The sequence below is a fragment of the Zunongwangia atlantica 22II14-10F7 genome (assembly GCF_002094855.1).
GTDB classification, from domain to species: Bacteria; Bacteroidota; Bacteroidia; order Flavobacteriales; family Flavobacteriaceae; genus Zunongwangia; species Zunongwangia atlantica.
On the sequence record NZ_ARYN01000063.1, the window covers coordinates 1 to 1,240 of the forward strand.

The window sequence follows — 1,240 nt, forward strand, 5'->3', positions numbered from 1 at the left end:
CCAACGGTCTCCTTTACTTTGTTTTATATATTAAGAGAGAACTAAGGGGAGAACTATAACGGTCTCTAGTTAGGCACCATTAATCGTAAGAGTCCCCTTAGCTTCTACTAGTGTTGCGAAGAACTAATTGGAATACCAGGTCTTAATGGGACCCTTTAAAGGAGATAGTTTCCGCAACTTCATTTTAAATCGATTTTAAAGATATGAAAAATTACCAATTAGCTGTAGGGATCGATGTGTCCAAAAAAACCTTAGATGTTTTCATTCATAACTATAGTAAACATCGGGTGTTTGATAATACCAGGTCAGGCTATGTTTCCCTTATTAAATGGGTTTGTAAATTTTCAGAAACCGAAAAATCGGTTTTATACTGTTTTGAACATACGGGAAACTATTCCCTGAAGCTTGCTATTTTTATGCAGACTAACGGTTTAGATTATGTTCAGGAGAATCCGATCGTCATTAAAAGATCTTCCGGACTGGTTCGGACTAAATCAGATCGGGTAGACGCTCAAATGATCGCCCGGTATGCCTGGTTGCATCGGGAAGAGTTAGTATGCAGCAGCATTCGGGATGAAGCCTTGCTGGAGCTGGGTAGACTTTTAAGCTTACGGGATCAATTAGTTCGGAATCGTACTGGCCTTATGGGCACTTTAGAGGAGCTTACCGGACTTTTATCGAGTCCTTCCACAGATGTAAGCTGTAAGAGTTTAAAACATACCATAGCTTATTTAAGTAAGCAAATCCTCAAACTTGAAAAGCAAATCGATCAGCTATTAAAGAGAGAAGAAGCGCTTGGAAAGAATTATAAGTTGCTGACCAGTTTAAAAGGGGTAGGACGAATCCTGGCCTGCCAGTTGATTTATCATACCTGTAACTTTGAACGTTTCAGTAGTTGGCGACAGTTCTCGAGTTACTGTGGTACGGCACCTTTTGAACATAGTTCAGGGACCAGTGTCTTCAAACGCGCCAAAGGTCATCCAATGAGTGACCGAAAGATGAAAAGCCTGCTGAGTATGGCTAGTGTCTCTGCCATTCAGCACGACGGGGAATTACGGGAATATTATCAAAGAAAAGTAGCAGAAGGCAAACCAAAGATGATCGCTTTAAACAATGTTAGAAATAAGCTCTTATCCAGGGCGTTTGCTGTGATCAAACGACAAACCCCTTATGTGGATCTATGTAAATATGCTGCTTAAAATTTTATTGAAAATGGTTTGTTTTTGATCTTGGAATACGG

1 protein-coding gene is annotated in these 1,240 nt (G+C 40.1%); it reads left to right on the plus strand.

The features are described 5' to 3' along the window. Positions 1-203 precede the first annotated feature (203 nt). On the plus strand, positions 204-1,199 hold the full coding sequence (locus IIF7_RS20560; RefSeq protein WP_084843554.1) for an IS110 family RNA-guided transposase: 996 nt from the start codon (positions 204-206) through the stop codon (positions 1,197-1,199). The last annotated feature ends 41 nt before the right edge of the window (positions 1,200-1,240 follow it).